Source organism: Yoonia sp. R78084, from assembly GCF_044595625.1.
Classification (GTDB): domain Bacteria; phylum Pseudomonadota; class Alphaproteobacteria; order Rhodobacterales; family Rhodobacteraceae; genus Yoonia.
In genome coordinates this window covers 2,513,797-2,538,502 of sequence record NZ_CP138993.1, presented here as the reverse complement: position 1 = coordinate 2,538,502, position 24,706 = coordinate 2,513,797, and the positions used below count along the sequence as shown (strand labels likewise).

Annotated in this window: 26 protein-coding genes and 1 tRNA gene; 18 read left to right on the top strand and 9 right to left on the bottom strand. The window is 56.5% G+C overall.

Annotated features, from left to right (window positions below):
- Positions 1 to 52: 52 nt before the first annotated feature.
- Complete coding sequence (locus SJY29_RS12730) at positions 53 to 1,738, bottom strand: acyl-CoA dehydrogenase family protein (RefSeq protein ID WP_400083545.1); 1,686 nt, start codon at positions 1,736 to 1,738, stop codon at positions 53 to 55.
- Positions 1,739 to 1,915: 177 nt separating this feature from the next.
- On the opposite strand from SJY29_RS12730, the gene SJY29_RS12725 reads away from it, so the two are divergent.
- Positions 1,916 to 2,656 carry a sulfite exporter TauE/SafE family protein gene (locus SJY29_RS12725; protein ID WP_400083543.1) on the top strand — a complete coding sequence of 247 codons (741 nt, stop codon included), beginning with the start codon at positions 1,916 to 1,918 and terminating at the stop codon, positions 2,654 to 2,656.
- 39 nt (positions 2,657 to 2,695) lie between these two features.
- On the opposite strand, the gene SJY29_RS12720 is transcribed toward SJY29_RS12725, so the two are convergent.
- Complete coding sequence (locus tag SJY29_RS12720) at positions 2,696 to 4,294, bottom strand: phosphoenolpyruvate carboxykinase (RefSeq protein ID WP_400083541.1); 1,599 nt, start codon at positions 4,292 to 4,294, stop codon at positions 2,696 to 2,698.
- Between the two features lie 313 nt (positions 4,295 to 4,607).
- Between SJY29_RS12720 and SJY29_RS12715 the strand changes: the two genes are divergently transcribed.
- The 7 genes from SJY29_RS12715 to SJY29_RS12685 are packed head-to-tail and all read left to right on the top strand — an operon-like array spanning position 4,608 to position 9,967.
- The gene (locus SJY29_RS12715; protein ID WP_055295931.1) at positions 4,608 to 5,309 is read left to right on the top strand and encodes a response regulator transcription factor; all 702 of its coding nucleotides are present in this window, start codon (positions 4,608 to 4,610) and stop codon (positions 5,307 to 5,309) included.
- A 3-nt stretch (positions 5,310 to 5,312) separates the two neighbouring features.
- On the top strand, positions 5,313 to 7,049 hold the full coding sequence (locus SJY29_RS12710; protein WP_400083539.1) for a sensor N-terminal transmembrane domain-containing protein: 1,737 nt from the start codon (positions 5,313 to 5,315) through the stop codon (positions 7,047 to 7,049).
- Positions 7,050 to 7,060: 11 nt separating this feature from the next.
- The gene (locus tag SJY29_RS12705) at positions 7,061 to 7,486 is read left to right on the top strand and encodes an HPr kinase/phosphorylase (protein ID WP_400083537.1); all 426 of its coding nucleotides are present in this window, start codon (positions 7,061 to 7,063) and stop codon (positions 7,484 to 7,486) included.
- The gene (rapZ, locus tag SJY29_RS12700; RefSeq protein ID WP_400083535.1) at positions 7,483 to 8,400 is read left to right on the top strand and encodes an RNase adapter RapZ; all 918 of its coding nucleotides are present in this window, start codon (positions 7,483 to 7,485) and stop codon (positions 8,398 to 8,400) included. The genes SJY29_RS12705 and rapZ overlap by 4 nt, the downstream gene beginning before the upstream one ends.
- The gene (locus SJY29_RS12695) at positions 8,397 to 8,792 is read left to right on the top strand and encodes a PTS sugar transporter subunit IIA (RefSeq protein WP_400083533.1); all 396 of its coding nucleotides are present in this window, start codon (positions 8,397 to 8,399) and stop codon (positions 8,790 to 8,792) included. The genes rapZ and SJY29_RS12695 overlap by 4 nt, the downstream gene beginning before the upstream one ends.
- On the top strand, positions 8,789 to 9,058 hold the full coding sequence (locus SJY29_RS12690) for an HPr family phosphocarrier protein (RefSeq protein ID WP_076660943.1): 270 nt from the start codon (positions 8,789 to 8,791) through the stop codon (positions 9,056 to 9,058). The genes SJY29_RS12695 and SJY29_RS12690 overlap by 4 nt, the downstream gene beginning before the upstream one ends.
- 30 nt (positions 9,059 to 9,088) lie before the next feature.
- On the top strand, positions 9,089 to 9,967 hold the full coding sequence (locus SJY29_RS12685) for a lysophospholipid acyltransferase family protein (RefSeq protein WP_400083531.1): 879 nt from the start codon (positions 9,089 to 9,091) through the stop codon (positions 9,965 to 9,967).
- Here SJY29_RS12685 and SJY29_RS12680 read toward each other — a convergent pair.
- On the bottom strand, positions 9,964 to 10,839 hold the full coding sequence (locus SJY29_RS12680) for a 3-hydroxybutyryl-CoA dehydrogenase (RefSeq protein ID WP_400083529.1): 876 nt from the start codon (positions 10,837 to 10,839) through the stop codon (positions 9,964 to 9,966). The genes SJY29_RS12685 and SJY29_RS12680 overlap by 4 nt on opposite strands.
- A gap of 159 nt (positions 10,840 to 10,998) precedes the next feature.
- On the opposite strand from SJY29_RS12680, the gene SJY29_RS12675 reads away from it, so the two are divergent.
- The gene (locus SJY29_RS12675; protein WP_110278183.1) at positions 10,999 to 11,844 is read left to right on the top strand and encodes a DUF6473 family protein; all 846 of its coding nucleotides are present in this window, start codon (positions 10,999 to 11,001) and stop codon (positions 11,842 to 11,844) included.
- A 49-nt stretch (positions 11,845 to 11,893) separates the two neighbouring features.
- Here the strand turns inward: SJY29_RS12675 and SJY29_RS12670 are convergent, their stop codons facing one another.
- The 5 genes from SJY29_RS12670 to SJY29_RS12650 all read right to left on the bottom strand — a co-directional run bounded on the left by SJY29_RS12670 (position 11,894) and on the right by SJY29_RS12650 (position 15,457).
- Positions 11,894 to 12,820: an electron transfer flavoprotein subunit alpha/FixB family protein gene (locus SJY29_RS12670; RefSeq protein WP_400083527.1), complete on the bottom strand. Its 927-nt coding sequence runs from the start codon at positions 12,818 to 12,820 to the stop codon at positions 11,894 to 11,896.
- The gene (locus SJY29_RS12665; protein WP_400083525.1) at positions 12,820 to 13,578 is read right to left on the bottom strand and encodes an electron transfer flavoprotein subunit beta/FixA family protein; all 759 of its coding nucleotides are present in this window, start codon (positions 13,576 to 13,578) and stop codon (positions 12,820 to 12,822) included. Before SJY29_RS12665 ends, SJY29_RS12670 begins: the two co-directional genes overlap by 1 nt.
- A gap of 206 nt (positions 13,579 to 13,784) precedes the next feature.
- Complete coding sequence (locus tag SJY29_RS12660) at positions 13,785 to 14,360, bottom strand: cob(I)yrinic acid a,c-diamide adenosyltransferase (RefSeq protein ID WP_076660947.1); 576 nt, start codon at positions 14,358 to 14,360, stop codon at positions 13,785 to 13,787.
- 3 nt (positions 14,361 to 14,363) lie between these two features.
- Positions 14,364 to 14,570 (bottom strand): twin transmembrane helix small protein, encoded by a 207-nt coding sequence (locus SJY29_RS12655; RefSeq protein ID WP_400083523.1) that lies wholly within the window; start codon positions 14,568 to 14,570, stop codon positions 14,364 to 14,366.
- A gap of 59 nt (positions 14,571 to 14,629) precedes the next feature.
- Positions 14,630 to 15,457, bottom strand: coding sequence for an SDR family NAD(P)-dependent oxidoreductase (locus SJY29_RS12650; RefSeq protein WP_400083521.1), 828 nt, complete (start codon positions 15,455 to 15,457; stop codon positions 14,630 to 14,632).
- 145 nt (positions 15,458 to 15,602) lie between these two features.
- Here SJY29_RS12650 and SJY29_RS12645 point away from each other — a divergent pair, with 145 nt between their 5' ends.
- The 5 genes from SJY29_RS12645 (at position 15,603) to SJY29_RS12625 (ending at position 21,875) form a co-directional block, all read left to right on the top strand.
- A complete protein-coding gene (locus SJY29_RS12645) occupies positions 15,603 to 17,945 on the top strand; it encodes a DNA topoisomerase IV subunit A (RefSeq protein ID WP_400083519.1) in 2,343 nt (780 codons plus the stop codon).
- Positions 17,946 to 18,016: 71 nt separating this feature from the next.
- Positions 18,017 to 18,451: a c-type cytochrome gene (locus tag SJY29_RS12640; protein ID WP_400083517.1), complete on the top strand. Its 435-nt coding sequence runs from the start codon at positions 18,017 to 18,019 to the stop codon at positions 18,449 to 18,451.
- A 173-nt stretch (positions 18,452 to 18,624) separates the two neighbouring features.
- Entirely contained in the window at positions 18,625 to 19,800 is a 1,176-nt protein-coding gene (gene tuf / locus SJY29_RS12635) for an elongation factor Tu (RefSeq protein ID WP_110278189.1), read from the top strand.
- Between the two features lie 174 nt (positions 19,801 to 19,974).
- Positions 19,975 to 20,619 carry a CatB-related O-acetyltransferase gene (locus SJY29_RS12630; RefSeq protein ID WP_400083514.1) on the top strand — a complete coding sequence of 215 codons (645 nt, stop codon included), beginning with the start codon at positions 19,975 to 19,977 and terminating at the stop codon, positions 20,617 to 20,619.
- 107 nt (positions 20,620 to 20,726) lie between these two features.
- Positions 20,727 to 21,875, top strand: a complete 1,149-nt coding sequence (locus SJY29_RS12625) for a CynX/NimT family MFS transporter (RefSeq protein ID WP_400083512.1) — start codon at positions 20,727 to 20,729, stop codon at positions 21,873 to 21,875.
- Here SJY29_RS12625 and SJY29_RS12620 read toward each other — a convergent pair.
- On the bottom strand, positions 21,872 to 22,561 hold the full coding sequence (locus SJY29_RS12620; RefSeq protein WP_400083510.1) for a lysophospholipid acyltransferase family protein: 690 nt from the start codon (positions 22,559 to 22,561) through the stop codon (positions 21,872 to 21,874). The two genes, SJY29_RS12625 and SJY29_RS12620, sit on opposite strands and share 4 nt — an antisense overlap.
- Positions 22,562 to 22,774: 213 nt before the next feature.
- On the opposite strand from SJY29_RS12620, the gene SJY29_RS12615 reads away from it, so the two are divergent.
- The 4 genes from SJY29_RS12615 to secE all read left to right on the top strand — a co-directional run bounded on the left by SJY29_RS12615 (position 22,775) and on the right by secE (position 24,559).
- Positions 22,775 to 23,074, top strand: a complete 300-nt coding sequence (locus SJY29_RS12615) for a hypothetical protein (protein WP_400083508.1) — start codon at positions 22,775 to 22,777, stop codon at positions 23,072 to 23,074.
- Between the two features lie 174 nt (positions 23,075 to 23,248).
- Positions 23,249 to 23,324 (top strand) — tRNA-Trp (locus SJY29_RS12610).
- 46 nt (positions 23,325 to 23,370) lie between these two features.
- On the top strand, positions 23,371 to 24,267 hold the full coding sequence (locus SJY29_RS12605) for a hypothetical protein (protein ID WP_400083506.1): 897 nt from the start codon (positions 23,371 to 23,373) through the stop codon (positions 24,265 to 24,267).
- Positions 24,268 to 24,358: 91 nt separating this feature from the next.
- Complete coding sequence (gene secE, locus SJY29_RS12600) at positions 24,359 to 24,559, top strand: preprotein translocase subunit SecE (RefSeq protein WP_055296202.1); 201 nt, start codon at positions 24,359 to 24,361, stop codon at positions 24,557 to 24,559.
- Positions 24,560 to 24,706: the final 147 nt, after the last annotated feature.

Sequence of the window (24,706 nt, the reverse complement as noted above, 5' to 3'; positions counted from 1 at the left end):
GTTCCTTATCACTCACGCGCAATCAAGTAGCCGCGCGTGAGCCAAAAGCAACCTAGTCCAGCAAACGGCGTGCGATCACTTGGGCTTGGATTTCGGCTGCACCTTCAAAGATATTCAGGATACGCGCATCGCAAAGAATCCGGCTGACCTTATATTCAAGCGCGAAACCGTTGCCGCCATGGATTTGCAGCGCGTTGTCCGCGCAGGCCCAAGCGATGCGCGCGCCCAAGAGTTTCGCCATGCCTGCTTCGAGGTCGCAGCGGCGGTCGTTGTCTTTTTCATGTGCACTGAAATAGGTCAGCTGCCGCGCGACCATGATCTCGACCGCCATCATGGCAAGTTTGCCGGCAACACGGGGGAAATGGATCAGGGATTTTCCGAACTGCTTGCGGTCCTGTGCGTATTGCATGCCCACATCCAGTGCGGATTGGGCAACGCCGACAGCACGGGCAGCGGTCTGGATACGCGCGCTCTCGAAGGTTTGCATCAACTGCTTGAACCCTTTGCCGGTTTCGCCGCCCAGCAGGTTTTCACCCTTCACTGCAAAGCCGTCAAAGGCCAGTTCGTATTCCTTCATGCCGCGATAGCCCAGCACCTCGATCTCTCCGCCGGTCATACCTGGGGTCGGGAAGGGGTTTTCGTCCGTACCGGGTGTTTTTTCAGCAAGGAACATGGACAGGCCGCGATAATCGGTTGTGTCAGGATCGGTGCGCGCCAGCAAGGTCATCACATGCGTGCGCGAGGCGTGGGTGATCCACGTCTTGTTGCCGGTCACTTCCCAGTCGTCGCCTTTCCTGACGGCGCGGGTGCGCAGGCTGCCAAGGTCGGACCCTGTGTTGGGCTCTGTGAAAACGGCTGTCGGAAGAATTTCTGCCGAGGCAAGGCCGGGAAGCCATTTTTGCTTTTGCTCTTCGGTGCCTCCGCAGAGGATCAGCTCTGCTGCGATTTCCGAACGTGTCCCGAGCGAACCGACGCCGATATAGCCGCGCGAAAGCTCTTCTGAAACAACACACATTGACGCTTTGGAGAGGCCGAAGCCGCCGTACTCTTCGGGTATCGTCAGGCCGAATACGCCCATCTCGGCCATCTCGTCGATGATCTCAAGCGGGATCAATTCGTCTTTGAGGTGCCACTCGTGGGCGTGCGGTTCAATGCGGTCGATGCTGAAACGGCGGAACTGCTCGCGGATCATCTCAAGCTCGTCATCAAGGCCGGAAGCCCCGACGGTGCTATTGGCCGATTGCTCTTCCATCAGTGTAACAAGCCGCATGCGGGCGGCCTGCGTGTTGCCGGACTGAATTAGTGTCGCGATTTCGGGCTGCATCAAGGGGGCCGTGTCTGCGGGGGTCAGGCCGATATCCTGCAGGCGCAGGATTTCACCTTGGCTCATCGGGATGCCGCCCGAGATTTGCGCCAGATATTCACCAAAGGCGATCTGGTGCAGCAGCTGTTCAACTTCGCCAAATTTGCCGTCAGCCTGCAGGCGTTCGGCCCACTTCTGCATTTGCTGCAAAGACTGTGCGTAGGTCGCCAGCCATGCCAGACCATGTGCTGCGGTCTGGTTCTCTTCGATCAGCGCACCCGAGATACGCGCGCCGTCGGTGACAATCGCGCGCACAGCTTCCTTGGCGCGTCCAAGCACGTCTTCGACCGCAGGAATGGAGGCAGCGGTGAGCGCCAAAAGGTCGCCCAGTAGGGGGCTTTGGTTCAACGTCATATCCTGTCCATCATGCGGCATTTTTCGACTCCGTTCAATTTGCAGGTGCAGAGATAATCATAATGCAGTTGCAGCGCAATAAATATTCACAAATATATCATTAAACGAACAAAAGTGTCGCAGCGAATTTCCTGCTGGCATGCTGTATCCAATGTCGTAAGAGACTATATGCCTGAATTTTCGCCTCTTCTCACCCCTATGATTTTTCTCTTCGCCTTTGCAGTTACGATGCTGGGCGGATTTGTCAAAGGTGCCGTTGGGTTCGCAATGCCGCTGATCATGATTTCCGGCATGGGTATTCTGATTCCACCTGAACTGGTTGTTGCTGGCATTGTTTTTCCCATCGTGATCAGCAATGCGCTACAGGTAGCGCGTTCGGGGTTTGGCAATGCACAGGCAGCTCTGAAAGATCACTGGCGCTACGTGCTGGTGGTTTGCGTGATGATCCTTGTGGCGGCGCAATTTGTACGCAGCATCCCCGGCAATGTCATGTTTATCGTGCTGGGCGTGCCGGTTGTCGGTCTCTGCATTATTCAACTCGTCGGTTGGCGACCTCAGATCTCACCACGATGGCGGCGGCCTTTTGAATGGGTTGCAGGCGCGCTGGCAGGAACGCTCGGCGGACTGGCAGGAACGTGGGGACCACCCACAGTTCTGTATTTGCTTGCATTAAACACACCGCGTTCAAGCCAGATGTCTGTGCAGGGTGTAATTTACGGGCTCGGGTCCGTGATGCTTTTACTGGGGCATTTACAGTCGGGCATCTTGAATGCCCAGACTTGGGGATTTTCCGCAGCACTTGTCTTGCCTGCACTGATAGGAATGTGGCTCGGGTTCCGTTTGGGTGACCGCTTTGATCAAGAGCGCTTCCGGCGTGTCACGCTTTGGGTACTCGTGATTGCAGGCGTCAACCTGATCCGGCGCGGGCTGATGGGGTAGGGAAGGGGGAAGGTGGATCAAGATCCACCTTACGTTATTTTACCCGATTGCAGCTGCTTTGACGTCGTCATCAATGAAAGGGACGTACTTTTCAAAGTTGTCGCTGAACATTGCGACCAGCTTGGCCGCTTGTTTATCATAGGCTTCTTTATCTGCCCATGTGTCACGCGGGTTCAGCAACTTATCGTCAACACCGTCTACGGATATCGGCACTTCAAATCCGAAGTGGGCATCCTTGCGGAAGGTGCTTTCGATCAATGTCCCATCCAGTGCGGCAGACAGAAGCGCACGTGTTGCCTTGATCGGCATCCGTGATCCTGTTCCGTATGCACCGCCTGTCCAGCCGGTGTTCACAAGCCAGCATGTTGCACCATGGCTTGCGATTTTCGAGCGGAGCAGGTTGCCGTAAACCTCAGGACGGCGCGGCATAAAGGGGGCGCCAAAGCAGGTGCTGAATGTGGGTTCGGGCTCGGTTACACCGCGTTCTGTGCCGGCAACCTTTGATGTGAAACCGGACAGGAAGTGATACATCGCCTGCGCTGGCGTCAGTCGCGCGATGGGGGGAAGCACGCCGAAAGCATCGCAGGTCAGCATGATGATATTTTTGGGGTGACCGCCCAAGGCCGTTTCAGACGCATTGGAAATGTAGTTGAGCGGGTAGGCACAACGCATGTTCGCAGTCAGGCTGTCGTCTTCAAAGTCCAGTTCCAGCGTCTCAGGATCGAAAACCATGTTTTCGATCACCGTATGCGGCATAGAGCAGGTGGCGTAGATTTCCGGCTCTGCTTCTGGGTCGAGACCGATTGTCTTGGCGTAGCAGCCACCTTCGAAGTTGAAAGTGCCGCGCTCGGACCAGCCGTGTTCATCGTCACCGATCAGAACCCGGGTTGGATCAGCGGAAAGCGTTGTTTTACCTGTCCCTGACAAGCCGAAGAATACGGCTGTGTCGACCGGATTGCCCGGGGCGTGGTTGGCCGAGCAGTGCATGGGCATGATGCCCTTTTCAGGCAGCAGGTAGTTGAGCAGGGTGAAAACGGACTTTTTGTTTTCGCCCGCGTATTCCGTGCCACCAATCAGGATCAGCTTTGCCTCAAAATTCAGTGCGATGACAGTCTCGGACCGGCATCCGTGCTTTTCGGGGTCTGCCTGGAACGTGGGGCAGTTGATGATTGTGAAATCCGGCACAAAGGTTTCAAGCTCTGCTGCGTCCGGGCGGCGCAGCAGGTGGCGGATGAACAATCCATGCCAAGCCAGTTCGGTCACAACGCGCACATCAAGACGATGTGCCGGGTCGGCGCCACCAAACAAATCTTGCACGTTGTAGGTGCCGCCTTTCATGTGCTCCAGCATATCCGCGTAGAGCACATCAAATTTCGCGGGGTCCATCGGGGGGTTGTTCTCCCACCAGATCGTATCAACGACGCCATCGGTTTTGACGACGAACTTGTCTTTGGGCGAGCGTCCTGTGTGCTTGCCAGTGGTGACAAGGAATGTTCCGCCTTTGCCGGTCACACCTTCGCCCGCCGCAACGGCCGCTTCATGCAGTTCGGCCTCAGAGCGGTTGTAATAGACATAACCCAGCCCTGTGATGCCTTGATCCTCAAGTTTCATCGATGGGTTGACCGTACCTTGGTCCATGGGTTCGCTCCTTTTTGAAATGGCCGACGTGGCTAGCGATGCACATCCATAGCACCAAGTTTTCAAGGGCCGATACCCTCGTTTCGCATCGTTAGCGCAACCAATCCGATGTTAGCGCAACCATTGTGCCGGATGGACGGGATGCGGCCAGAATAATGTCAGGGGATTTTCCGTATTCTCGGCAAAAGTACCGCAAATATGGCATTTTCGTGGCATAGGATGAGTTAAGTGTTGATTCGCTTAGGTAAAACGTTGAAAAGTCTCAGTCAGCGCCTCGAAGAGCGCCGAGCATATCGAAAGAAGGGTTTCCACCATGTCAAGAATTGCACTTGTAGACGATGACAGGAACATCCTCACGTCCGTTGCCATGACGCTAGAGGCGGAGGGTTTCGAGGTTGAGACCTATAATGACGGTCTCTCAGCGCTCGAGGCTTTCAACAAACGGATGCCTGACATGGCTGTTTTGGACATCAAAATGCCACGGATGGACGGAATGGATTTGTTGCAAAGACTGCGACAAAAAACCTCCATGCCCGTTATTTTCCTGACTTCCAAGGACGATGAGATCGACGAAGTGCTTGGTTTGCGCATGGGCGCTGACGATTACGTAAAAAAGCCATTTTCTCAGCGTTTACTCGTCGAACGAATCCGCGCGCTCTTGCGCAGGCAAGATGCGATTGCGGGCGAAGAGATTGAGGAAACCGAAGACACCAAAGTGATGGTCCGCGGTGAGTTGGTGATGGATCCGCTCCGTCACGCAGTGAAATGGAAAGGGAGAGACGTATCCCTAACGGTGACGGAATTCTTGTTGTTGCAGGCGCTGGCCCAGCGGCCCGGCTTTGTCAAAAGCCGCGATCAGCTGATGGATGTGGCCTATGATGACCAAGTTTACGTGGACGATCGGACGATCGACAGCCACATCAAGCGGCTGCGGAAAAAGATGCGTAACACAGATGACGAGTTCTCTGCGATCGAGACCCTTTACGGAATCGGGTACCGCTACAACGAAGAGTAAGCCATGACGGCTTCGCCCAAAATTGACGTACGCGACCTCAAGTCCGTGCGCGCAGCGGCGCGTACGCCTGATCTTGTGCTCGGCGATGATTGGGTCGATCCGGACTTTGTCACCGAAGAGATCGAAGTTGACGAGATTCCGGGCGGACGTCTGTTCGCGCTGCGGCGGTCGCCAATTGCACGCAAGATTATCACGTTCAATCTAATCGGTTTGATCATGTTGATTTCGGGCGTCCTCTATCTCAGCCCGTCGCGCGATAGCCTTGCGTTTCAGCGCGCAAATGGGTTGGTGAATGAAGCACAATTGATTGCCGATGTCTTTGAAGCGCAACTGCCCAGAATTGCACCGGTGAACCTTGTTACGGCAGACGGGATCAATCCGACAGCCACACTCCAAGGTTTGAACCTGCGTGGCGGTGTCGAGGTGTCGGTTTTTGCGCCAGATACGACGTTGGTAGCGCGGGCAAGCGGCAGTCTCAATCAAGCGCAGATCGCCGAGCTGGAAACGCAGACCGGTGGAACGTTCATTCTCGATTTCCTTTTGTCGGTTTGGGATGGTTTGGTCAGCCTTGGATCTTTTGGACAAGAAGATGTGGGCCAAGAGGAGGTTCTCATCCGGCTTACACAAGAAAATGTGCGCAGTGCGATCGCAAACGGAACCCAGTTGCGAGCGTCAGAAATCAACGGTGCGACAAGCTTTATCGTCACAACGCCCATCATGCGCAACGATGTGGCCGTCGGGGTTATCGCTGTCACAACCGCCGCTGGCGAGGTTGACAGCCTTGTCCGCCGCGAACGCGAGCAATTCCTGCGCCTGTTCTTTGTTGGCGTTCTGGTCAGTGTCGGCCTGAGTTTGGTTCTTGCCTCGACCATCGCCAATCCACTGGCACAACTGGCCACTGCCGCAGAGGCTAGTCAGGAAAAGAATGCGCGCAAGATGTCCCCCGGCCGTGTGCGCATTCCTGATCTGAGCGGGCGCCCTGACGAAATCGGCCGTTTGTCCGCGGCACTGCGCAGCATGGTGTCGGCCCTTTACGAACGGATCGAGGGAAACGAGCAATTTGCCGCAGATGTGGCGCATGAGATCAAGAACCCCTTGGCCTCGCTGCGATCTGCTGTGGGCACGATGCGTGTGGCCAAACGCGACGACCAGCGCGAGCGTTTGCTGGAAGTGATCGAACATGATGTGAAGCGTTTGGACCGTCTTGTCAGCGATATATCGAACGCGTCACGGCTCGACAGCGAGCTTGTCAAGGAAGAGGAGGAGTCCTTCGACCTGATCAAGATGCTTGGAAATATCGGTGAATTCCTTGGCAAGGACGCCAGGCTTCGTGGCGTTGATTTCGTCACTGACCTGCCCGAAGGTACGCTTATGGTCCAGGGCCTCGAAGGGCGGATGGCGCAGGTCTTTGTCAATCTGATCACAAATGCGATTTCGTTCTGTGACAAAGGCGATGCAATCCGCATCTGGGCGCGCACCCGTCAGAACCGGGTGCTGGTGGTGGTCGAAGATACTGGCCCCGGCATTCCTGATGATGCGTTGACCAAGATTTTCCAACGCTTCTATTCCGAGCGCCCCGAAGGACAGTTCGGCAACAATTCCGGCCTAGGTTTGGCGATCTCCAAGCAGATCGTAGAGGCCCACGGTGGCGCAATCTGGGCCGAGAATATCCGGCCAACAGATGCTGACCCAACATCTGAGCCGTTGGGTGCCCGTTTTGTTGTTGGCCTGCCGATCTAGGGGCATCCGTTATGGCAGCATCCCAAATCCTGCACGCGACCTGTGTGGCATGGGCCGATCGCGCCGTAATTATCGTGGGGAAATCCGGGTCGGGTAAATCTGCCTTGGGGCTGCAGCTTATGGCGCTGGGCTGTAAACTGGTCGCGGATGATGGCGTGCGCCTCATGTCGGAGCACGGTCTTGTGTTCGCGCAGGCACCGGACACCATCAAAGGGCTGATAGAAGCACGCGGTATCGGCATCTTGAATGCAGAAGTGCAGAGCCGCGCAAGGGTTGTTTTGGTGGTAGACCTTGATCAATCCGAACCCGCGCGCATGCCCGAGGCGCGGTTTTTTGAACTACTGGGACATAATCTCCCCTTGATATGCCGCGTGGACGCGCCACACTTTGCTGCAGCAGTATTGCAAACTCTCAAATCCGGTTGGAGCGATCGATGACCAAGGCGGGAGCAGCCCCAGAAGATCAGGCCGCGAGTGTGGTCTTGGTCACCGGTCCATCCGGTGCCGGACGCTCGACGGCAATCAAGGCGCTTGAGGACTTGGGATATGAGGTCATCGACAACCTGCCTTTATCGCTATTGCCGCGCTTGCTGGATGGTCCGCCGCCCGTGCGTCCGCTGGCTTTGGGTATTGATGTCCGCAACCGTGATTTCAGCATCAGTGCGTTGATTGACACGATTGACCGGCTGACAGGCAAGGGTCAGTTTCCGGCGCAGGTTCTCTATATGGATGCCAATGAGGAAGAGCTTGTGCGCCGCTATTCCGAAACGCGGCGGCGGCATCCTTTGGCCCCGGGTGGTCCGCCGCTTGCCGGTATTCAGGCCGAGCGGGACCTCTTGATCCCTATCCGTGCGCGTGCCGATGTGCTGATTGATACGACGGGCATGTCGCCCCATGACGCGAAGGCTGAGGTTGAGCGATGGTTCAGGACAGGCGAGGGCGGTGCCAAGCTTGGCGTGACATTGCATTCTTTTTCTTACAAACGCGGTCTGCCGCGTGGCATGGACATCGTGATTGATTGCCGTTTTCTGCAAAATCCCCATTGGGAGGAAAACCTACGCGTTCTCGACGGCCGTGATTCTGCCGTGGCGGCCTATGTCGCGGCTGATCCGCGCTTTCCGCCATTTTTCGCACAGGTGAAGGGCCTCGTGGATTTGCTTCTTCCTGCGCATAAGGATGAGGGCAAAGCGCACCTCTCAATCGCCTTTGGCTGTACAGGGGGCAAACACCGCTCTGTTGCAATGACAGAACGGCTTGCAGAGGCACTTGCACAAGACGGGTGGCATGTGTCTAAACGACATCGCGAACTAGAGCGGCGCGATGCGCAAGGGAAAAGGGAAGACGTGGTTTGATTGGTATCGTCATCGTGGCGCATGGGGGGTTGGCGCAGGAGTATCACGCCGCAGTCGAACATGTTGTTGGACCGCAGCCCGGCATGGTCAGTATTGCCATTGGCCCCGATGATGACCGCGCGGCGAAACAGACTGAAATCTGCCAGGCTGCAGATGATGTCGATACCGGTGACGGTGTAGTCATTGTCACGGACATGTTCGGTGGTTCGCCGACCAACCTTTCGCTCAAGGCCTGTAGCCCGGAAAACCGCCGCATCCTTTATGGAGCAAACCTGCCGATGCTTATCAAGCTTGCGAAATCCCGCAAGGCCAGCGTGCCGGATGCTGTCGAAGCGGCCATTGCTGCGGCGCACAAATACATCAATAGTCACAACGGGGGGCTTCCCCAATGACCCAGATGCGTTTGAAGATCGAGAACATCAAAGGTTTGCACGCGCGCGCGTCCGCCAAACTGGTCGAGGTTGTCGAAAGCTTTGATGCCGAAGCTATCGTTAGCAAGGATGGTGAACGTACCAGCGGTGACAGCATCATGGGGCTTTTGATGTTGGCAGCCTCCATCGGAACCTTTATTGACGTGGAAACACGCGGACCGCAGGAAAAAGAGCTTGCTGCGGCAATTGAAAACCTTGTTGCCGATAAATTCGGTGAAGGCGACTGATGAATGTCAGGATCGGATAGGACAAGTGCATTGACCGATACGACTCCCAAGGCCCCTGCACAGCCCTCCGTATCAAAGCCTGTCCCGCACGTGTATAATCGGCGGGCGCTAACCTATTCGGAAACGTTTGATCACCCCGTGCGGCGCACCGTGATCAAGACGATCGAATGGCTTACGGGGAAAATCAAGATTATCCGGATGGTCCGCGAGTTTGAAAAGCGGGGCAAGTTCCACGGTCAGGCGTTCTGGCGCAATGCGCTGGATGTGATGGGGATTGATGTGACGACGCCGGACGAGCAGTTGGCACGCATTCCCCAAACCGGGCCTGTCGTTGTTGTCGCAAACCATCCGCATGGGCTGGTTGACGGCATGATCTTTGCCGAACTGATCGGGCGCGTGCGCAGCGACTACCGTATCCTGACGCGCGCTTTCCTGACCGACATTGATGAAGGTGCCGGTAAGTTCCTGATCCCTGTCCCGTTTCCGCATGAAGAAGGCGCACAGGCAAAGATGGTCGAGATGCGCAAGCAAGCCATGGCGCATTTGAATGCCGGTGGCGTCGTTGCCGTTTTCCCTTCCGGGGTCGTCGCATCATCTGACACGCTGTTTGGTCCCATGATCGAGAGGGAATGGAACCTTTTTACTGCCAAAATGATCCGGATGTCAGGTGCTCGGGTTGTACCGCTCTTCTTTCCGGGTTCGAATTCGCGCTGGTATCAAATGGCCAACCGTCTATCGCCCACCCTGCGCCAAAGCCTGTTGATCTATGAAATCGTCAGGGCCTGCGGCAAGCCGCAAAAGCCTGTGATTGGCCATCCGTTTGACGCAGAGGAAGTCAGGTCACGCCTGAGTGACCAACGCGCCTGTATGGATTGGATGCGGCAAGAAACGCTGCGCCTGAAAGACTAGCGCGTGGGTACAGGCGTGCCACTGCGGTAGTCATAGAAGCCGCGTTCCGATTTACGGCCCAGCCAGCCTGCCTCGACATATTTGGTGAGCAACGGGCAGGGGCGATATTTGGTATCGGCCAGACCGTCGTGCAGCACGTTCATGATCGCCAGACAGGTATCCAGACCGATGAAATCGGCCAGTTCCAGCGGCCCCATCGGGTGGTTCGCGCCCAGTTTGAGCGAGGTATCAATGGATTGCACCGACCCAACCCCTTCATAGAGCGTATAGATTGCCTCGTTGATCATCGGCATCAGGATACGGTTGACGATGAAGGCGGGAAAATCCTCTGCGGTGGCAGAGGTTTTGCCCAAGCGTTCCACAACCGCATGGCAGGCCTTGAAGGTGGCTTCGTCGGTCGCGATGCCGCGGATCAGTTCGACCAGCTGCATGATCGGAACAGGGTTCATAAAGTGGAACCCCATGAATTTTTCGGGCCGGTCTGTCCGTGATGCCAGCCGCGTGATCGAGATTGACGAGGTGTTCGACGTCAGGATCGTGTCCGGCTTGAGGTGCGGCACAAGATCTTCGAAAATCGCGGTCTTGATCGTCTCACGCTCGGTCGCGGCTTCGATGATCAGGTCGGTCTTGCCCAGATCGGTCAGAGTTGGTGTCGTCGTGATCCGTTTCATCGCGTCGGTTTTTTGCGCCTGGGTGATCAGGTCTTTGCTGACCTGACGATCCAGATTGCGCTCGATCAGCGCGACGGCGGCTTTCAATGCGTCCTCGCTGATATCGGTCATCAGCACTTCATATTCCGCAAGGGCAAAAACATGGGCAATGCCGTTGCCCATCTGACCTGCGCCAACGATGCCTACCTTCTCAATTGTCATGATCATTCCTTTAACGGTTGGCCGCACCATAGGCCCCTGCGGGGGTCACCTTCAAGTCGGGCGTGTAGGTAAAAGTTTTATCAAATGCCGTCATTAGCAAATTCGCAAAAGAATTGGGCGAATCTGCGCCTTGGGTGATGACAGAAAGGGGCGGTAGCCATGCGACATGAAACGATTGAAACAGGTGAACTTTCGTATTCGCCGTGCCGTTACGGGAATTCACGGATGTTGTTTCGCGGGCCGCGCAAACGACTTGATTTGCCGTATCTTGCCTTCATCGGTGGCACCGAAACCTATGGCAAATTCATCGAAAAGCCGTTTCCAACCCTTGTTGAAAAGGCCATGCGCCAGACATGTGTGAACTTTGGGTGCGTCAACGGCGGGATTGATGCCTTTGTCAATGATCCGACAATCATGGATATCTGCGCTGAAGCCGATTTGACCGTAGTGCAGGTGATGGGGGCGAATTTTCTTTCAAACCGGTTCTATTCGGTCCATCCGCGGCGAAACGACCGGTTCCTGCGCGCATCAACCGTCTTGCAGGCGATCTATCAAGAGATCGATTTTTCGGAGTTTTCCTTTACGCGCCATATGCTGGGTGCGCTGCATGCCACATCTCTCGAACGGTTTGACACTGTCGTGATTGAACTGCGCGCGGCTTGGTTGGCGCGCATGCGCAATATGCTGGGCCAGATCGGGCGTCGGACCATCCTGCTGTGGTTTTCCGAAGATGCCATGACAGATACGCATTGGGCCGACCGCCCAGGCCAGTTGCAGGTTGATCCGCTGTTCATCACAGCATCAATGATCGATGAGTTGCGGCCTCTGGTCAAAGACGTTGTCGTCGTGAACCCGACGGAACGTGCCTTGTCGCAGGGCTCACGCGGCATGTACTTTCCACCAAGCCAGACAAAAGCCGCCTCAGAAATGCTGGGTGTTGATTGCCATGTCGAGGCGGGCGCGGCACTGATCCAATCCATCAGAAACCAGCTTTATGCCATATAAAAAAGGCCCCAGCGCTGCCGGGGCCCTTCATTCGCAATGGCGCAATTGATCAGAGCTTGCCGGTCAGTTCCGGCACGGCTTCAAAAAGGTCTGCCACGAGGCCGAAGTCTGCAACCTGAAAAATAGGTGCTTCTTCATCCTTGTTGATGGCGACAATGATCTTGCTGTCTTTCATGCCCGCAAGGTGCTGGATGGCACCCGAGATGCCAACGGCCACATAGAGTTCAGGCGCTACGACCTTGCCGGTCTGGCCCACTTGCCAGTCATTGGGCGCGTAGCCACTATCCACAGCAGCGCGTGATGCGCCAACAGCGGCGTTGAGCTTATCGGCCAGCTTTTCGATCAGAGCAAAGTCTTCTTCAGAGCCGACACCACGACCACCGGAAACAACAACACCGGCAGACGTCAGTTCGGGGCGATCAGAAGCGGCTACTTTGTCTTCGACCCATTCAGACAGGCCCGGATCGCCGGCGGCACCGATGCTTTCAACGGATGCAGAACCACCCATCGCCGCAGCATCAAAGCCAGCGGTACGGATGGTCATGACTTTGACAGCGTCAGAGGATTTGACTGTCTGGATCGCGTTGCCAGCATAGATCGGACGTTCGAATGTGTCCGCGTCAACCACGGCAGTCACTTCAGAGATGATCATCGCGTCCAAGAGTGCAGCGACCCGTGGCATGACGTTTTTCGCGTCCGTGGTGCCGGGGGCGGCGATATGCGTATAATCGCCTGCGAGTGATACAATCAGAGCGGCGGTAGGCTCGGCCAAGCGGTGACCAAGGGCCGGATCTTCAGCGCAGAGCACTTTGGAGACGCCTTCAATCTTGGCTGCCTCGTCAGCGGCCGATTTCGCTGAGGCACCCGCGCAAAGCACGGTCACATCACCCAAAGACTTCACCGCAGAGACGGCCTTTGCCGTCGCATCAACGGCCAATGCGCCGTCAGTTACTTCACCAATCAGAAGAACAGCCATTATACAGCCCCCGCTTCTTTGAGTTTCTCGACAAGTTCATCAACCGAACCCACAATGATACCGGCCTTGCGGGCCGCTGGTTCTGTGGTGCTCACGATGCTGAGGCGCGGCGCGACATCAACGCCGTAATCGGCAGGTGTCTTTTCATCCAAAGGCTTTTTCTTGGCCTTCATGATGTTGGGCAGCGACGCATAGCGCGGCTCATTCAGGCGCAGGTCCACAGTCACAATTGCTGGCATTTTCACCTTGATCGTCTGCAGGCCGCCATCAACTTCGCGGGTGACGGTCGCACTGTCGCCATCAACATCAACCTCAGAGGCGAAGGTCGCTTGTGACCAGCCCAGCAGGGCCGACAGCATCTGGCCAGTGGCATTCATGTCATTGTCGATTGCCTGCTTGCCGCACAGCACCAGACCCGGCTCTTCTTCCTTGACGATCGCGGCAAGAATTTTCGCAACAGCCAGCGGTTCAATGTCGGTGTGCACATCGTCAGCAGCAACAACAAGGATCGCACGGTCGGCACCCATCGCCAGCGCGGTGCGCAGTGTTTCCTGGCTTTGTTTGACGCCAATCGAGACCGCGACGATTTCTTCAACTTTACCCGCTTCGCGCAGGCGGATCGCTTCTTCTACAGCGATTTCGTCGAACGGGTTCATCGACATCTTGACGTTCGCGAGATCGACACCGGAGCCGTCCGCTTTCACACGAACTTTCACGTTGTAGTCAATCACGCGCTTGACGGGTACGAGGACCTTCATATGCGTTTCTCTCCCAAGAATCTGAAAATTACACTTCTCGCCCCGTTGTTAGCCTGCGCTGCCGCGTGAAAACAGTGCAAAATCGACGCGGCAGATGTCACCGACGCCACGTTCTTGACGCGAACGTAAGGTCAAACCCCTTGGACGGGGTCTGGTATGCAATAAGCGGATCAGGTCCGATGACGGTTTTTCTGCTGAAAAATCGCTTAGCCGCGGTTTGCGCCGGGCACCCAAAGCACATCATCATTGCCGTTGTTATTGGCGATGCGCGAGGCTTGGAAAAACCAGTCAGACAAACGGTTCAGGTATTTCACCGCCGCTGGATTGACCGACTCGTATGTCGCCAATTCGACGGTCAACCGCTCGGCACGGCGCGACACGGTACGGCAAAGGTGCAGATGTGCCGCGAGTGCGGACCCACCAGGCAAAATGAAACTGCGCAGGGGCTCGACCTCTTTGGTCATTGTATCAATCTGGCTTTCAAGGCGCGCAACTTGCGCATCGGTCATGCGCAGTACGGGGTATTCTGCTTCGCCGTCTTTTTCCATATCAGGGCGGCAAAGGTCCGCACCAAGATCAAACAGATCATTCTGGATCATGGCAAGCTGGGCATCCATCTCGCCGGTGGCATGCAGGCGCGCCAAACCGACGGTTGCATTCGTTTCATCGACCGTGCCGTAGGATGTTACCCGCATCGAGTGTTTGGCAACGCGGCTGCCGTTACCAAGGGCCGTTTCGCCGGAGTCTCCGGTTTTTGTGTAGATTTTGTTGAGAACGACCATCGGTTAGTTTCCTCCACCGCGCAAATAGACAAAAATCAGGATCATCACGACCGCAACGAATTGTGCACCAATGCGCCAGCGCATGATCTTGTTTGCGTGTTTGCGGTTATACTCACCGCCCTTGCCAAAGCTGCCGATACCCCACATCAAAATGACGAGCACAACCAGCACTGACACAGACATCGCCCAAAAAAGCGGGTCATTGGCCATTGGTTCGATCCTTCCTTAATTCCTCTCGCATGTAGCAGGGCGTGCCGGAAAGAAAACCCTCAGCCACGCAAAATGACCGCATCAAGAAGCCGCGTCGGCAACACGCGCCGCAAAAAACCCATCAGATAGGTGGGGGTTGTCACATAGTAGCGCGGTTTCGGGCGTGCGGATGTGAGGGCATGCAGGATCTTTCTGGTCACCGCCGAGGGGGGCAACTCGAAACGGTCCGGTCCGTTGTCGTCATAGAGCCGTGATCGCAACTGCGCATATTGGCCGGCCCGGGCCGATCCTTCCCAGTCAATCCATTTCTCGAAGTGCGGGATCGCATTTTCGCGGATCTTGGCTGTGATGGGGCCGGGTTCGATCAGGATCACCTTGATCGGCGTATCGCTCATTTCGATGCGCAAGACATCTGTCAGGCCCTCAAGCGCGTATTTGGTCGCCACATAGGCCCCGCGCCAGCGCAGTGCGACGAACCCCAAAACGGATGAACAATTGATAATCCGCCCATGCCCTTGGGCGCGCATCACGGGCATGACCAGCCGTGTCAGCTCATGCCAGCCAAAGACGTTGGTTTCGAAAATCTCGCGCAGGGCGCCAACCGGCAAATCCTCGACGGCACCGGGGCAGGCGTAAGCGCCATTGTTGTAGAGCGCGTCCAGCGTGCCGCCGGTTGCCTCGAGTGTTTCGGCAAGGCCGGTGACGATGCTGTCGGCGTCGGCGTAGTCAATGCGCGGGCTCTCGAACCCTTCGCTGCGCAGCCGGTCGCAGTCTTCCTGTTTGCGGCAACTGGCAAAGACACGCCAGCCTGCGGCGCGCAGCCCATATGCGGCGTCATAGCCGATGCCAGAGGAACAGCCTGTGATCAAAATGGATTTCTGTGTCATGCGCTTGTCTTTGCACCGCGGATTGCCAGCTGACAAGTGGCCGCGCGTTGCAACGGCGATCGAACGCCTGTTGTCAATCGAGATTGCGCAACGCAGTGCATATTCGCCGCTTTACGCCAGAATCGAGGCCCGCTAAACCAGTCCCATGAATGATGAGATCGAGACCGGCCTAGGGCCCAACGACGTGACCGAAAGCCTCCGCCGCGCCATTGGCGACCGGTATCTGACCTATGCGCTGTCCACGATCATGCATCGTGCCTTGCCCGATGCCCGCGACGGTCTGAAACCGGTCCATCGTCGTATTCTCTATGCGATGTCGCGCCTGCGCTTGTCGCCCACGGGCGGGTTTCTGAAATCTGCCAAGATCAGCGGCGACACGATGGGTGATTTCCACCCGCACGGCGATGCCGCGATCTATGATGCGATGGCGCGTTTGGCGCAGGATTTCAACGTCCGCTACCCGCTGGTCGATGGTCAGGGGAACTTTGGCAATATCGACGGCGATAACCCTGCCGCTTCGCGCTATACCGAGGCGCGGATGACAGCCGCCGCCGAGGCATTGCTGGAAGGTTTGTCCGAGGACAGTGTCGATTTCCGTGACAACTATGACGGGCGGCTGACCGAGCCGGCAGTCTTGCCGGCCACATTCCCCAACCTTCTTGCCAATGGATCAAGCGGAATCGCTGTGGGGATGGCGACGAATATTCCACCGCACAACTTGCATGAACTGGTGGATGCCTGCCTGCATCTGATCAAAACACCTGATGCGCGCGATGATACGCTGCTGAACTATATCCCCGGTCCCGATTTTCCGACCGGTGGTGTGATTGTCGAACCCAAAGAGAATATCGCCGAGGCCTACCGCACAGGGCGCGGGTCTTTCCGTTTGCGCGCCAAGTGGGAGGTCGAGGATCTGGGTCGCGGTCAGTGGCAGGTTGTCGTGACCGAAATCCCCTATCAGGTGCAGAAATCGAAACTGATCGAAAAGCTGGCCGAGGTGATCCAGCTCAAGAAGGTGCCATTGCTGGCCGATGTCCGCGACGAGAGCGCCGAGGATATCCGCGTTGTCCTCGAACCCCGCGCCAAGACCGTCGATCCCGAGGTCATGATGGGCATGCTGTTCCGCAATTCCGATCTGGAAACGCGCTTTAGCCTGAACATGAACGTGCTGATCGACGGGCTGACGCCCAAGGTCTGTTCCCTCAAGGAAGTGCTGCGGGCTTTCCTTGACCACCGCCGCGACGTCCTGATCCGCCGCAGTAGATACCGTCTGGAAAAGATCGACCACCGGCTTGAGGTGCTTGAGGGCTTTATCATTGCCTTCCTCAATCTCGACCGCGTGATTGATATCATCCGCTACGACGACGATCCCAAACAGGCCTTGATGATCGAGGATTGGGGGCAGGATCACGCGCGCGCCACGTCCGAGGCGGACTACCGCTCGCCGATCGTGCCGGGTGCGGATCCTGAAATCTCGCTCACTGAAGTACAGGCCGAAGCGATCCTGAATATGCGCTTGCGCAGCTTGCGCCGGTTGGAAGAGCTGGAACTGATTGCCGAGCGTGACGCGCTGATGGAAGAGCGCGCAGGGATCGAGGATTTGCTGGAAAGCGATGATCTGCAATGGGCGCGGATTTCCGAGCAACTGCGCGAGACCCGCAAAATCTTTGGCCGCGATAGCGAAGGCGGGGCGCGTCGCACGCAATTCGCCGAGGCGACCGAGGTTGTGGATGTCCCGCTTGAGGCAATGATCGAGCGCGAGCCGATCACTGTGGTTTGCTCTGAGATGGGCTGGGTCCGCGCAATGACCGGGCATATTGATCTGACCCGCGAGTTGAAATTCAAGGATGGTGACGGCCCGCGCTTTATTTTCCACGCGGAAACCACTGATAAACTGCTCGTCTTTGGCGCAAACGGCCGTTTCTATACAGTCGGCGCCGCCAATCTGCCCGGCGGGCGCGGTATGGGCGAGCCGTTGCGTTTGATGATCGATCTACCCAATGATGTCGCGATCGTCGATTTCCTGATCCATAAACCGGGTGAAAAGCTGTTGGTTGCCTCGGCTGAGGGCAACGGGTTTATCGTGCCCGAAGAAGAAGTTCTGGCGCAGACGCGGACCGGCAAGCAGGTTCTGAATGTCAAAGACACTGTCGCGAAGGTCTGCCGCCGCGTCGCGGGCGACCATGTCGCGGTGGTGTCCGAGAACGCCAAGCTATTGGTCTTTGAAGTGGGTGAATTGCCTGAAATGGGGCGTGGCAAAGGCGTGCGCATCCAGAAATATAAAAAGGCGGCCGGGCGGCAGGGTATGCTTGAGTTGGATGGCGGGTTGTCGGACATCACGACATTCGCTTGGGAAGACGGGCTGTCCTGGCAGATGGGTGGTGGCAAAACACGGACCGAGCCGGACATGACAGAGTGGAAAGGCGCGCGTGCCGGTGTCGGCAAGCGCCCGCCACACGGTTTCCCCAAGAACAACCGGTTCATTTAATCGTTTGACCTTCCAGCGTGGGAAGTTCCTAGCTTGTCCGCAAACGGAGTTGTAAATGAGCGATGCTGGTTATGAATAGAGTTGCAATCGGTGTATTTGCGGCGGTCGTAGGCGCTGGGGTTTACCTGATGATGGGTGCCGCTGATGCGCCAAACGTCGCTGATACAAAACCTGCAGCCGAGGCTGGCCCGTTGGTTGATGTCATAATTCCAGCGCGCTTTACCGAGCAGCAGGCGATGGGGCAGATTGCCTTTGAAGCCAATTGCGCGGTGTGTCACGGGGTAAATGCAGTTGGGCGTGATGGCGTCGGTCCTCCGTTGGTTCATAAGATTTATGAACCGTCGCATCACGGCGATGAGGCATTTCAGCGGGCTGTCGCACTTGGCGTGCGGGCGCACCATTGGCCGTTCGGGAACATGGCCGCAGTTGAGGGCCTGACGCGCGCTGATGTTGAGATGATTATTTCATATATTCGCGCGCTTCAGGTTGAGAACGGTATCGATTAGGCCTGTATGGACACAGCGCCATCGTGCAATTGCCCAACAACCGGATTTACTGATTTGCATTTCGTTTCCGTTATCGCAAATGCGCCACTTGATTTCCCATCCATTTCCAAATACATCGCCCGCGATGTTGGACCGGGCCGCTTGTGGCCCCTCAGAATTAAGGGCCCTGCAAAATGGCAAAGGCAAAGTTTGAACGTAATAAGCCGCACGTAAACATTGGCACAATCGGCCACGTTGACCACGGCAAGACCACCCTGACCGCTGCGATCACCAAGTATTTCGGTGACTTCAAAGCCTACGACCAGATTGACGGCGCGCCCGAAGAGAAGGCCCGTGGTATCACGATCTCGACCGCACACGTCGAGTACGAGACAGAGACACGCCACTACGCCCACGTCGACTGCCCCGGCCACGCTGACTATGTGAAGAACATGATCACCGGTGCCGCCCAGATGGACGGCGCGATCCTGGTTGTGAACGCAGCCGACGGCCCGATGCCACAGACCCGCGAGCACATCCTGCTCGGCCGTCAGGTGGGTATCCCTTACATGGTCGTTTACATGAACAAGGTTGACCAGGTTGACGACGCAGAGCTGCTCGAGCTGGTCGAGATGGAAATCCGTGAACTGCTGTCTTCTTACGAGTACCCCGGCGACGACATTCCTGTGATCCCGGGTTCGGCTCTGGCTGCACTGGAAGGCCGTGACGCGGAGATCGGCGAGAACTCGATCAAAGCGCTGATGGAAGCTGTCGACACATATATCCCGACACCGGCCCGTGCGGTTGACCTGCCGTTCCTGATGCCGATCGAGGACGTGTTCTCGATTTCCGGCCGTGGTACTGTTGTGACCGGCCGTGTTGAGCGTGGCGTGATCAACGTCGGCGACGAAATCAGCATCGTTGGTATCCGCGACACCACAAAAACGACCTGCACAGGCGTTGAAATGTTCCGCAAGCTGCTGGACCGTGGTGAAGCCGGCGACAACATCGGCGCACTGCTGCGCGGTGTTGACCGTGAGGGCGTTGAGCGTGGTCAGGTTCTGTGTAAGCCGGGTTCCGTGAACCCGCACACAAAGTTCGAGGCAGAAGCCTATATTCTGACCAAAGAAGAGGGTGGCCGTCACACACCATTCTTTGCGAACTACCGTCCACAGTTCTACTTCCGGACCACTGACGTGACCGGCACAGTTGTTCTGCCCGAAGGCACCGAAATGGTGATGCCGGGCGACAACCTGAAGTTCAACGTCGAGCTGATCGCACCGATCGCGATGGAAGACGGCCTGCGCTTCGCGATCCGCGAAGGCGGCCGCACCGTCGGCGCTGGTGTTGTATCGAAGATCGTCGAGTAAACCGTCGGTCGGGGCCCGCCCCGACACATCGGACCAAACAAACGAAAGGCCGCTCCACTTGGGGCGGCCTTTTGGTTTTCGCTGATATGTGCTAAGCGGCTTGCGTAACCAATGGAGGCCGACATGGATCATTCAACGCTGTAACCTTTTCTCAATTCAGCACAAGGATGTCCCATGACCTTTCCATCCCCCAAAACCCGAAATCCGGTTGTTCTGCCTGACGGCAACGCACATGAAGGCACAGTCTTTCTTTCCGCGGCTGTTGATCATCCGCGCTTCGAGATTGGCGACTACACATATGCCAGCGCGCACAAGCCACCCGATGATTGGGCCGCGCATCTTGCGCCCTATCTTTATGCGTTTTCGCCCGAGAAGCTTCGGATCGGGAAATTCTGCCAGTTCGCGGATGGCGTGACGTTTATCACGTCGTCAGCGAACCATCGTTACGATGGGTTTTCGACTTTTCCCTTTATGATCTTTACAGGCACTGGTCCGGACGGCCCTTCCATGCCTGATCCCGGACCCGATACTGTTATCGGCAACGATGTCTGGATCGGACAGGGTGCCACCATTTTACCCGGTGCCCGGATTGGCAACGGCGTGATCGTTGCGGCGGGTGCAGTTGTGAGCGGACAAATCCCGGATTACGCGATTGTCAGGGGCAACCCTGCGCAAATCAGCAGGATGCGGTTTGACGATCAGACGATTGCAGCCCTGCTTGAGATCGCGTGGTGGGATTGGGATATCGACAGGATAGTTGCCCAAGAGGCTGCGATTGTCGGCGCTGATCTGGCCAAGCTTCGAAGCGGTGCCGCGTAAAGTCAGCCGCAGCACTGCTCAAATTCACCTGCAGTGAAGGGCCAGTGGCCGTGGGCTGTGATCTGCGTTTCAGTTGCGCAAATGGTGAATGTCGGAAAAGGTGATGCATGACCTCAAATCGCTGGCTGATTCTGGCCATCCTGTTTTTTGCACGGCTTACAATGGCTTTCCAGTTTCAGGCCGTTGCTGCGCTGTCGCCGCTCTTGATGGAAACGTTCGGCATCGGATTGGCCGAAATTGGCTTTCTGATCGGACTTTATTTTGCGCCGGGCATCTTCTTTGCTCTTCCCGGCGGTGCCGTGGCTGCCCGATTTGGTGACAAACGTATCGTGGGTGCCGGTCTTCTCTTGATGCTGCTTGGAGGCACCATGGTGGCAGTGACCGAGAGCTGGAATGTGCTGGTGGCTGGTAGGTTCATCATGGGGACCGGCGGCGTGATCCTGAACGTCCTTATGACCAAGATGTTGGTGGATTGGTTTGCGGGTCGTGAAATTTCGACGGCGATGGCGATCTACATCAATTCCTGGCCTGTCGGGATCGCGCTTGCACTCATGCTCCTGCCTTTATTGGCCAATGCCGGTGGCATCGCTTTCGCGTGGTGGACGCTCTGGGGCTTGGTTGCCGCCGCCTTTGTGATCTTTGCGCTGTTCTATCATTCTCCAGAGGGGATTGAGGTGACGACCGCTATGCTGGAACGGGTGTCATTTCCCTATGTTGCGCTGACACTGGCGGGTTTGGTTTGGGCGCTCTACAACACCGCGCTCGCGATGGTGTTCAGTTTTGGTCCTGCTCTTCTGGTGCAGCAAGGGTGGTCGCTGACGCAAGCGGGCTCTGTGACCAGTCTGTTCATGGTGCTGTTTTCTATCGCGTTGCCTATTGGAGGCATTATTGCGGATCGGACCGGCCGCAAGGATGCAATTATCTATCTTAGTCTGATCAGCTTTGCATTTTTGATGCCTGTCATCCTTTATGCTCCGGCCTTGGCGCTCACCGTATTTTGCGTGTTGGGCATCTTGTTCGCATTGGGCGCGGGGCCGGTCATGACCTTGCCCGGAGATGTGCTTACGCCGAAATCGCGTTCGTTGGGGATGGGCGTCTTTTTTACGATCTACTATGTCGTGATGATGGTGGGGCCACGGTTTGGCGGCGGACTGGCCGACGCAGCAGGTGATGCGGGAATGGCGATATTGGCCGGGGCAGGGATGTCGTTTGCGGCTGCGGTGTGTTTGCTGTTCTTCAGGCGCGCGACAGTCTAGGGGCCGTGCGGCAGATCGATCATCGCATCCGCACGCGCTGTGCTGGCGTCGATGAAACTTGCGATATCCTTACGGAGATTTGCCAGTTCGGCCGCGTCTGGCTTGCGTGGTACCTTTTGGGGAAAGCGGGCAAAGACATAGGCGCCTTTGCCGAATAGCCGCGGTATCAGCAGTTTATCCCATGACGCCGCGCGTCGCTGACGGGTGGTTGAAAAAGCGTAGCAAAAGATCGGCAATCCGGTCGCGCGCGCCCACTCAAGCGGTGGATCCTTCAACTGTAGTGCAGGCCCGAGTGGTCCATCGGCCGTCAATCCGATACTCACGCCTTCCTTGACGCGTTTGAGTACCGTGCGTGATGCCACGATGTTTGACACTTTGGCTGACATTTTCATAGGTTGCAGCCTCCTTTGTCGGTGAACAGCACCGACGACCCGCGCAATTGGCGAGGTATCATGCAGGCTGGAGAGCGATCCGCTTTCAACTGGCCAGTGGTGCGCGATCATCATGAGCCGACTGTGCCACATCACAAGCAATACAGGCCCTTCCGCCATTGCGGCGCGCAATTCTTCCACGCCGTCGGACTGCCACCGTGTCGTGCGCTGGACCAGGTTGAGGTACAGCAAAACCAAACGTCCGACCGCGTTCACGAGCCGTTCTGAATTCTCGATGCGTCTGCGCAGTGACATCTTGGGCGGTGCCTTTGTTTACGTGTCATCCTCTGTTTTCGCAGGTCTGCACCTGAACACAAGCTGCGAGCGTCCTGAACCGCGCCGCACATGAACACAATTCGACTAAAATCAGCATGATTTGGGCCTAAGTCTGCCATTTTGGCTTTCTATCGTCCGCTCGTGCTCATGGTGCCTGTGCCATGTTTTATTTATCGAGTTACGGAGCCTGAAATGACCCCCTTGAAATCAATTGCGCTTTTTGTTGCCGTCAACGTTGTTGTCGGTCCTGTTTTTGCAGAAGCCGTTTTGAGCAATGACAAGAGCCGCCTTTATGAGGCTGACTATGAAGCTGTTCTTGGCGAGAATGGCATTGCAGTTGGTGCAGCCCTCTACGGATCATATGATGCCAGCTACGATGTTTATTTGACGGATGCGGATCTGTTTCCGCCGCTTCTGGGCAAATACGATGCTGACTATGAAGTGGTCCTTGATTACGCAGCCTTTGCGCCGGTAGTGATCGCTTCCCGCTAAAGTCCTAGCCGAAGGTCGCAAAAATCCGGCTTCTTGGGCCTGTTTAAATATGGATTGCGCCGATCTTGTGTCGGCGCAGACCGTTCCCAAACTGAAATCGGACGGTCCGGCGGTTTCACGGCACCTTCCCTCTTGATCCTGCCTGAGTTTCGGACTACCTCGCTACTCGGTCGTAGGGGTATAGCTCAGTTGGTAGAGCGGCGGTCTCCAAAACCGTAGGTCCCGGGTTCAAGTCCTGGTGCCCCTGCCAGACCAGATCACCGACACGCTTGTGCGCGGAGGTTCATTTAGTTTCTATGACATCCAAACCTCTTTCCGTTGCGTTCCATATCGGGGCACACAAGACGGCCACCACGCATCTGCAACGCTCGCTCAAATCTGCTACCAACCAGTTGGCAGAGCATGGCGTGCAGTATTATGGCCCCGATACGCTGCGATTGCCGGGGCGGTCTTTGCAATCGCTGTTCGGACTGAAGCATCAAGCACCTGACGATATGGAAAAGCGTCCAGCTGCCGAGCAACTGGCAAGGCTGCGACAGGATGGCCATCGGCTGGTCTTCAGCGAGGAGAATTTTATCGGCGCTTTGAATACGCCGAACGGCCGCAAGATGAAGCGCCGCTACAAGTCCGCAGACGCGCGCCTCACGGGGCTGTCAGCGGCACTTGGCCAGACTATTGATGTCCACCTTGCCGTGCGCCGCCCAACGGCTTTTCTTAATTCAGCCTATTGCCAACTGCTCTTGGGCGGCAGGGTACAACCGTTGAAATCCTACCTGAAAAGTCATGGAATAGGCACCGTCGATTGGGTGGATCTGGTTGGTCGACTGCGCGCTGCGCATGGCGTGGGGGCTATCACGGTCTGGCGATACGAGGACTATGGTGCCCTGTTTCCGCAGATCATCGCCGGACTGGTCGGGCAAGATGCCGCCGCAGCTGTGCGACCACCACGGCGTCGTGTGAACCGTGGTCTGTCTGCTGCTGCTGTTGCGCAGGTGTTGGAACAGGCGGGTGACGTGACCGCAGAGAATTCCGCAAGAGCGGCCCGCAAGGCGCTTTCCGTGGAAGATGGACATCCGCCCTTTGACGGGTTCTCGAAAAAAGAACACGCCATCAGTGATGCGGCCTACGCGCGTCAGATCGCGACGATTGCACAGATGGATGGCGTTACCTTGCTGGATCCCGACAAGCACTGACGCGTTCATGATGACCAGTCGGTCCTAACGGGCTTGAATTTGTGGGGCAGAGGCCGTAAGTCCGTCATGTTTTTACAAAGGACGATCAGCCATGGCACTCGCCAATCCCGTTAAGTTCATCCAAGAAGTCCGTTCAGAGGTGGGCAAAGTCGTATGGCCGACCCGCCGTGAAGTGGTGATGACCACGATCATGGTGTTTATTATGGCCGCGCTGACAGCGATTTTCTTCTTTTTGGTCGATCTTCTGATCCGGACAGGTCTGAACGGCGTTTTGACTTACTTTGGTAGCTAATGCGCCGCTTTTCCCGCCCGCCTCTTGAAAACCCCGTAAGGCAGCGGTAAGAGCCAACAACTTCCGAAAATGGCGTGCGGCGAATCAAGTTGCACGCCGATTTTATTTTCGGGACTGGCGGTTCAACTGCCGAACTGAAATGCAATA

Coding starts and splice junctions, on each gene's coding strand:
- SJY29_RS12730 (WP_400083545.1), bottom strand. CDS start 1,738: ATGCCGCATGATGGACAGGATATGACGTTGAACCAAAGCCCCCTACTG.
- SJY29_RS12725 (WP_400083543.1), top strand. CDS start 1,916: ATGATTTTTCTCTTCGCCTTTGCAGTTACGATGCTGGGCGGATTTGTC.
- SJY29_RS12720 (WP_400083541.1), bottom strand. CDS start 4,294: ATGGACCAAGGTACGGTCAACCCATCGATGAAACTTGAGGATCAAGGC.
- SJY29_RS12715 (WP_055295931.1), top strand. CDS start 4,608: ATGTCAAGAATTGCACTTGTAGACGATGACAGGAACATCCTCACGTCC.
- SJY29_RS12710 (WP_400083539.1), top strand. CDS start 5,313: ATGACGGCTTCGCCCAAAATTGACGTACGCGACCTCAAGTCCGTGCGC.
- SJY29_RS12705 (WP_400083537.1), top strand. CDS start 7,061: ATGGCAGCATCCCAAATCCTGCACGCGACCTGTGTGGCATGGGCCGAT.
- rapZ (WP_400083535.1), top strand. CDS start 7,483: ATGACCAAGGCGGGAGCAGCCCCAGAAGATCAGGCCGCGAGTGTGGTC.
- SJY29_RS12690 (WP_076660943.1), top strand. CDS start 8,789: ATGACCCAGATGCGTTTGAAGATCGAGAACATCAAAGGTTTGCACGCG.
- SJY29_RS12680 (WP_400083529.1), bottom strand. CDS start 10,839: ATGACAATTGAGAAGGTAGGCATCGTTGGCGCAGGTCAGATGGGCAAC.
- SJY29_RS12675 (WP_110278183.1), top strand. CDS start 10,999: ATGCGACATGAAACGATTGAAACAGGTGAACTTTCGTATTCGCCGTGC.
- SJY29_RS12670 (WP_400083527.1), bottom strand. CDS start 12,820: ATGGCTGTTCTTCTGATTGGTGAAGTAACTGACGGCGCATTGGCCGTT.
- SJY29_RS12665 (WP_400083525.1), bottom strand. CDS start 13,578: ATGAAGGTCCTCGTACCCGTCAAGCGCGTGATTGACTACAACGTGAAA.
- SJY29_RS12660 (WP_076660947.1), bottom strand. CDS start 14,360: ATGGTCGTTCTCAACAAAATCTACACAAAAACCGGAGACTCCGGCGAA.
- SJY29_RS12655 (WP_400083523.1), bottom strand. CDS start 14,570: ATGGCCAATGACCCGCTTTTTTGGGCGATGTCTGTGTCAGTGCTGGTT.
- SJY29_RS12650 (WP_400083521.1), bottom strand. CDS start 15,457: ATGACACAGAAATCCATTTTGATCACAGGCTGTTCCTCTGGCATCGGC.
- SJY29_RS12645 (WP_400083519.1), top strand. CDS start 15,603: ATGAATGATGAGATCGAGACCGGCCTAGGGCCCAACGACGTGACCGAA.
- SJY29_RS12640 (WP_400083517.1), top strand. CDS start 18,017: ATGAATAGAGTTGCAATCGGTGTATTTGCGGCGGTCGTAGGCGCTGGG.
- tuf (WP_110278189.1), top strand. CDS start 18,625: ATGGCAAAGGCAAAGTTTGAACGTAATAAGCCGCACGTAAACATTGGC.
- SJY29_RS12630 (WP_400083514.1), top strand. CDS start 19,975: ATGACCTTTCCATCCCCCAAAACCCGAAATCCGGTTGTTCTGCCTGAC.
- SJY29_RS12625 (WP_400083512.1), top strand. CDS start 20,727: ATGACCTCAAATCGCTGGCTGATTCTGGCCATCCTGTTTTTTGCACGG.
- SJY29_RS12620 (WP_400083510.1), bottom strand. CDS start 22,561: ATGTCACTGCGCAGACGCATCGAGAATTCAGAACGGCTCGTGAACGCG.
- SJY29_RS12615 (WP_400083508.1), top strand. CDS start 22,775: ATGACCCCCTTGAAATCAATTGCGCTTTTTGTTGCCGTCAACGTTGTT.
- SJY29_RS12605 (WP_400083506.1), top strand. CDS start 23,371: ATGACATCCAAACCTCTTTCCGTTGCGTTCCATATCGGGGCACACAAG.
- secE (WP_055296202.1), top strand. CDS start 24,359: ATGGCACTCGCCAATCCCGTTAAGTTCATCCAAGAAGTCCGTTCAGAG.